Origin of the sequence: Tepidibacter sp. (genome assembly GCF_025210165.1) — a bacterium.
Classification (GTDB): Bacteria; Bacillota; Clostridia; order Peptostreptococcales; family Peptostreptococcaceae; genus Tepidibacter_A.
Window position 1 is genome coordinate 1 of the sequence record NZ_JAOASI010000065.1, and the last position, 5,607, is coordinate 5,607.

General features: G+C 29.2%; 6 protein-coding genes and 8 tRNA genes. 13 read left to right on the plus strand and 1 reads right to left on the minus strand.

Annotated features, from left to right (window positions below):
* Nucleotides 1-22: 22 nt before the first annotated feature.
* The 8 genes from N4A48_RS10345 (at nt 23) to N4A48_RS10380 (ending at nt 737) form a co-directional block, all read left to right on the plus strand.
* Nucleotides 23-99, plus strand: a tRNA-Met gene (locus tag N4A48_RS10345).
* A gap of 8 nt (nt 100-107) precedes the next feature.
* Nucleotides 108-184, plus strand: a tRNA-Ile gene (locus N4A48_RS10350).
* 26 nt (nt 185-210) lie between these two features.
* A tRNA-Pro gene (locus tag N4A48_RS10355) sits at nt 211-287 on the plus strand.
* A gap of 5 nt (nt 288-292) precedes the next feature.
* Nucleotides 293-369, plus strand: a tRNA-His gene (locus N4A48_RS10360).
* Between the two features lie 10 nt (nt 370-379).
* Nucleotides 380-455: transfer RNA gene (locus tag N4A48_RS10365), tRNA-Lys, on the plus strand.
* Nucleotides 456-464: 9 nt separating this feature from the next.
* Nucleotides 465-538: transfer RNA gene (locus tag N4A48_RS10370), tRNA-Cys, on the plus strand.
* A gap of 37 nt (nt 539-575) precedes the next feature.
* Nucleotides 576-652: transfer RNA gene (locus N4A48_RS10375), tRNA-Arg, on the plus strand.
* A gap of 9 nt (nt 653-661) precedes the next feature.
* Nucleotides 662-737, plus strand: a tRNA-Val gene (locus N4A48_RS10380).
* 227 nt (nt 738-964) lie between these two features.
* Here N4A48_RS10380 and yiaY read toward each other — a convergent pair.
* On the minus strand, nt 965-2,119 hold the full coding sequence (gene yiaY, locus N4A48_RS10385) for an L-threonine dehydrogenase (protein WP_293665851.1): 1,155 nt from the start codon (nt 2,117-2,119) through the stop codon (nt 965-967).
* Between the two features lie 295 nt (nt 2,120-2,414).
* Here yiaY and N4A48_RS10390 point away from each other — a divergent pair, with 295 nt between their 5' ends.
* The 5 genes from N4A48_RS10390 (at nt 2,415) to N4A48_RS10410 (ending at nt 5,357) form a co-directional block, all read left to right on the plus strand.
* Entirely contained in the window at nt 2,415-3,263 is an 849-nt protein-coding gene (locus N4A48_RS10390) for a helix-turn-helix domain-containing protein (protein WP_293665852.1), read from the plus strand.
* 87 nt (nt 3,264-3,350) lie between these two features.
* On the plus strand, nt 3,351-3,584 hold the full coding sequence (locus N4A48_RS10395) for a DUF2508 family protein (RefSeq protein ID WP_293665853.1): 234 nt from the start codon (nt 3,351-3,353) through the stop codon (nt 3,582-3,584).
* 109 nt (nt 3,585-3,693) lie between these two features.
* Nucleotides 3,694-3,975: a pro-sigmaK processing inhibitor BofA family protein gene (locus N4A48_RS10400; RefSeq protein ID WP_293665854.1), complete on the plus strand. Its 282-nt coding sequence runs from the start codon at nt 3,694-3,696 to the stop codon at nt 3,973-3,975.
* A gap of 253 nt (nt 3,976-4,228) precedes the next feature.
* Entirely contained in the window at nt 4,229-4,645 is a 417-nt protein-coding gene (locus N4A48_RS10405; protein WP_293665855.1) for a hypothetical protein, read from the plus strand.
* A 103-nt stretch (nt 4,646-4,748) separates the two neighbouring features.
* Nucleotides 4,749-5,357: a 50S ribosomal protein L25 gene (locus N4A48_RS10410; RefSeq protein WP_293665856.1), complete on the plus strand. Its 609-nt coding sequence runs from the start codon at nt 4,749-4,751 to the stop codon at nt 5,355-5,357.
* Nucleotides 5,358-5,607: the final 250 nt, after the last annotated feature.

Here is a 5,607-nt window from a genome sequence, read left to right on the forward strand (position 1 = left end):
CCTCTGGGCACCAATAAAATGTGGCGGCATAGCTCAGTTGGCTAGAGTGTTCGGTTCATACCCGAAAGGTCACTAGTTCGAATCTAGTTGCCGCTACCAAATAAAGTGGGCCTTTAGCTCAGTTGGTTAGAGCGCCCGGCTCATAACCGGTAGGTCTGGGGTTCGAGTCCCTGAAGGCCCACCACTTTATTTTGCATAAAATGAATATACCGAGGTGTAGCGCAGTTTGGTAGCGCACGTGGTTTGGGACCATGGGGCCGGGGGTTCGAGTCCCTCCACCTCGACCAATATGGTGGGTATAGCTCAGTGGCTTAGAGCGCCAGATAGTGGCTCTGGAGGCCGTGAGTTCGAATCTCATTACTCACCCCATATATAGTATGACCCATTAGCTCAGTCGGTAGAGCACCTGACTTTTAATCAGGGTGTCCCGCGTTCGAGTCGCGGATGGGTCACCAAAAAAAAATGGCGACATAGCCAAGTGGTAAGGCAGAGGACTGCAACTCCTTCATCCCCAGTTCGAATCTGGGTGTCGCCTCCATTTTTTTATAATGAAATAGGAAATTAAAATCAAATAAGCGCCTATAGCTCAACTGGATAGAGTGTCTGACTACGAATCAGAAGGTTGGGGGTTCGAGTCCCTCTGGGCGCACCACGTTGAATTGGGCTCATAGCTCAGCTGGGAGAGCACCTGCCTTACAAGCAGGGGGTCACAGGTTCGAGCCCTGTTGAGCCCACCAATTTTGAAAAACACCTTTAAAATTAAAGGTGTTTTTTTGTATGAACAACAAAATCATATAGATGAAAATATTGATGTTTTAAAATAAAAATGAAGTTGTAGAGTTGTCATCTCCATCCTGAAGAGGGTGGAGTGTTAGAACTCTTAGCTTTCGGATAAAATTAAACCTGATCAAATACATTATTTATTGTGTATTTAATCAGGTTTAATTAATTAGATAATTTTCAATTACATAGCGTTTTTATACACTTCAATTATTTCTTCTAGAGAAGCTTGTTTAGGATTAGTGAATCCGCAAGCATCTTTTAAAGCATTTTCAGAAAGAACAGTTAAATCTTCTTCCTTTGCATCTAATTCTTTTAATCCAGAAGGAATACCAATTTCTTCTGATAATTTTTTAATAGAATCGATAACTTTAATAGCAGCTTCTTCGCTTGAAATATTATCAACATTTTCTCCCATAGCTTTAGCAATTTCAACGAATCTATGAGGAACGACTTTAGAATTATATTCTTGAACATGAGGTAGTAATATAGCATTACAAACACCATGAGGTAAATCATAAAAACCACCTAATTGATGAGCCATAGCATGAACATATCCAAGGCTTGCATTATTAAATGCCATTCCAGCTAAGAATTGAGCATAAGCCATTTTATCTCTAGCTACTACATTAGATCCATTCTCTACAGCTTCTTTTAGATTTGTACATATTAATTCTATTGCCATTAATGCACAAGCATCTGTCACAGGAGTAGCTTCAGTTGAAACAAAAGCTTCTATTGCATGAGTAAGAGCATCCATTCCCGTAGCTGCTGTTAATGAGGCTGGTTTTTCTACCATTAGCAATGGGTCGTTTACAGATACAGTTGGAGTAGTATGATTATCAACGATAGCCATTTTTATATGTCTATCTTCATCTGTTATTATACAAAATTTAGTCATTTCACTTGCAGTTCCTGCAGTTGTGTTAATAGCAACTAGTGGAAGCATAGATTTTTTAGATTTATTTACTCCTTCGTAATCTTTTATACATCCGCCATTATTTGCAACAATTCCAATACCTTTAGCACAGTCATGAGGAGAACCTCCTCCAAATGAAATGATAAAGTCGCAATTATTCTCTTTTAAAAGAGCTAAACCATCTTCAACATTTTTTACAGTAGGGTTAGGTTGAGTTTTATCAAATATAGCATAGTCTATATTATTTTCATCTAATACAGCTACTAATTTATCTATCAAACCTATCTTAACTAACATTTTATCTGTTACTATTAAAGCCTTTTTTAATCCTAGAGATAAAATTTCATCTCCAACTTCTTTTAAACATCCAGGTCCCATCAAATTAACAGATGGCATATTAAATTTGTAAGTCTTATTCATTTAAAAAACCTCCTTAAAATATGTTAAAAAAATAACTTGAAATCTCTATATATAATATTAATATATTTATTTAAATAAAACTAACTCTAAATTTGATAAAATATATGTAAATTTGATGAATTCAAATATAAAAAAACAAAATAAAATTTAAAATATTTAAAAATCAAATATAAAATATAGTATAATGTGTATATAAAAGTAAAAAAACAGATGAATTTAAATTATAATAGATTATTTATATTTAATTTAAGATAAAAAATTAACAGTATATATGAGTATTTGGAGGAAATTAGATATGATTAATAAATTTGACAGAAATATTGAGTTAATAGATGGCATTGAAACTGATTACATGAGATTTTTATATTATGATTTTGAAAAACCATATAGTGGATTTTATAAATCTTATGAAAATAACAGGATATGTACTATTCTTAAGGGTCAAAAAAAGCTAAGAGTAGATGAGAGTGATGATTTTTATTATGGAAAAGATGAGTTTATAATATTGCCACCAAACTCAAAAGTAGAAATGGAAATGAAAATACCCACAAAGGCCTTAGTATTGGAAATAGAACAAGGAATAATAAAAAATGTTGTAGATAAAGTTAATTGTGATATTGAAAGCAATATAGCTCCTAAATACAAAAATATATTTTTAGGTAAAAAAAATCAAAATATAGATGAAATATTTAGAAAAATTATAAAAACTAATTTTTCATTGGAAAAAAATAAATATTTTTTAATGGATCTGTATATACAAGAAATGCTGTATAATATCCTAAAAATACAGGGTTCGGAAGATATATTAACAAAAGAACATACTCATCCTATATCAATAGCTACAAAATATATACGTCAAAACTATAATAAAAATATAAAAATAAAAGATATAGCTAATTGTTTAAATATGTCTGAATCGAATTTTTCAATAAAGTTTAAAAATATAATAGGAATGACGCCTAATGTATACTTAAAAGAAATAAAACTAAAAAAATCAATAGATCTTTTGAAAGAAAAAAATGTGACTGAAGTAGCTTATGATTTAGGATATGAAAATATATCTTATTTTATAAGCCAATTCAAGAAAAAATATGGATACACACCGAAACAATATCAAAAGATAAAACAAAAAAGAACTCTATAGAGTTCTTTTTTTTTCTAAAAAAAGTATATATTTTATCATAAAAGTCCAAAATTAAAATATAAATTTATAGTAGGGAGGGGTACATATATGAGTATTAATTTTTTTAAGAAACAGGTAGATGAAAATGAAGAATTTATGAAAGATTTACAAGAAGCATACATAGATTTAAAAGCAGCTGAATCTTTTTTTGATAATGTAAAAGATCCAGACTTAGTAGACTATGCAATATTTAGATTAGAAGCCGCTAAATCTAGATATTCATATTTTTTAAGAAAAGCAAAACAAAATGGGATAATTTACAAAGGGGTATGCAATGTATAAAAAGCTTTCTAAAGTACTACTAAGAATTATCTGACTTAAAAAGTGAAACTTGATTCAGATGAAGCCTTAGAATTTTTAGCTTTCGGATAAATGTGGGGGGGGGATTAGTATGATTGATGTTTTATTACAAGTGAAGCTCATATTACTATATGGAATAATAATACTTAGTATCTATACTATAGGTTTATTAATAGTAGGACCACTAAAGTTAGTAGGTAAAATTGGATTTAAATTAATGATAGGTGGATTATGTATATTTATTTTAAATTATGGATTTAGCATTTTTAATATAGACCTAAATATAGGTATAAATTTAATAACATCTTTTTGTACAGCTTATTTAGGGGTATTTGGAGTTTTAGCTATGTCTTTAATAACATATTTATTATAAACAATGATTATAGTATTGATATACTTACTGCATATATTAAGAAAAGCTATATTTTTAAGCTTTTCTTTTTTTATTAAATTTATTATAATGAAAAATTAAGAAATGATTTATCCGAAAGCTAAGAGTTCTAAGACTCCATCCTCTTCAGGTTGGAGATGAGAACTCTACAGCTTAGGGATAAGTTCAACTAACCTTCAGATGGAGTTACAAACTCCACCTGAAGATAAGTTTCACTTGATAAGGAGATGATTTTATGTTTGTGGTATTCAAAGATGATGTAATAGACAGTAAGGATATAAAAAAAATAATATTAGATAATAGTGAATTTAATATATTAGAAGATATGAGTTTAAGATCTAAAAGAGAAGATGTAGTCGCATTTAATATGAGTATAAATATACATGTGTTAAATGAAATGTTAAAAGATGACGGATATGATATAGAAGAAGAAAATAAAGAAGAGTTACTTGATGAATATATGGACTTAGCAGATACTTTAGCTGTGGAACTAGAAGAATATATGCCTGAACGAACTATTCTAAAAGCATATGCATATAAGTATGATGAATTAGAAGACTCTATTAAATTAGTATTTGCTATGAGTCATAGAGATATGGGAGAATTGAAATTAAGTGATATAGTAAAAAGATTATTATCTATAGTTGGGTAACATATTAAAAAATAAATAATTCAAACATGTAAAAATAAATGTATTAAACAATAATATAATGGCAATAATACCTTGTAAATGATAAATATAGGAGGTATTATATATGGAATTATTATCTAGAAATTCGTTTAGCAACTGTAAAGCTAAAGCAATTAGAAAAAAAGGTTTTGTACCTGGGATTTTATACGGTAAAAACATGGATTCTATTAAAGTAGCTATGGATAAAAAAGAATTTAAACAAATGTACATTCAAAATAAAGAAAACAAAGCATTTGATATAGAGTTTAATAATCAAACCCATAAAGTTTATATACATGAAGTTCAAAGAGATGTTATGAATGATAAAGAATTTATACACTTTGACTTACATAAATTAACAGCTGAAGATTTCATTCATACTCATATCCCTATTGTATTAGAAAATAAATCTAAAATAGAAAGTCAGGGATATATTGTACAGCAACAGCTTTTAGATATTGAAGTTAAATATGAAGCTTACAATACAAATACATATGTAAGTGGAGATTTATCTTATCTTCAAGATGGAGGATCTCTTACAGTTTCAGATTTAAATATACCTCAAGGAATATCTGTTTTAGCAGATATGAATTCAATTGTTGCTTCTGTTAACTATCCTAAAACTTATCAGACTTTTGATTCAGAAACTGATATAGATAGAGATTTAACTAAAAAAATGGAAAATATGAAATAGATACTTAAGAGAGTCCTTAACTACAAAATACTTATTTAGCTAAGAACTCTCGAAACTATATTTTAATTAATCTAACTCTACAATATATCTAAAGAATAATAAAAACTTCAAAAAAAGTGTTGACGAATGTTTTTAAAGGTGATATATTATTACTTGTCCTCGACAACGAGGCAAACACGAAACACAAAATGAACTTTGAAAATTAAACAGTAGGTTATAAATAAATCACAACAGTGATTTTCGGAAAAAC

Excerpts from the sequence above, each read along its gene's own strand:
- yiaY (WP_293665851.1), bottom strand. The coding sequence starts at position 2,119 with ATGAATAAGACTTACAAATTTAATATGCCATCTGTTAATTTGATGGGA.
- N4A48_RS10395 (WP_293665853.1), top strand. The coding sequence starts at position 3,351 with ATGAGTATTAATTTTTTTAAGAAACAGGTAGATGAAAATGAAGAATTT.
- N4A48_RS10405 (WP_293665855.1), top strand. The coding sequence starts at position 4,229 with ATGTTTGTGGTATTCAAAGATGATGTAATAGACAGTAAGGATATAAAA.
- N4A48_RS10390 (WP_293665852.1), top strand. The coding sequence starts at position 2,415 with ATGATTAATAAATTTGACAGAAATATTGAGTTAATAGATGGCATTGAA.
- N4A48_RS10410 (WP_293665856.1), top strand. The coding sequence starts at position 4,749 with ATGGAATTATTATCTAGAAATTCGTTTAGCAACTGTAAAGCTAAAGCA.
- N4A48_RS10400 (WP_293665854.1), top strand. The coding sequence starts at position 3,694 with ATGATTGATGTTTTATTACAAGTGAAGCTCATATTACTATATGGAATA.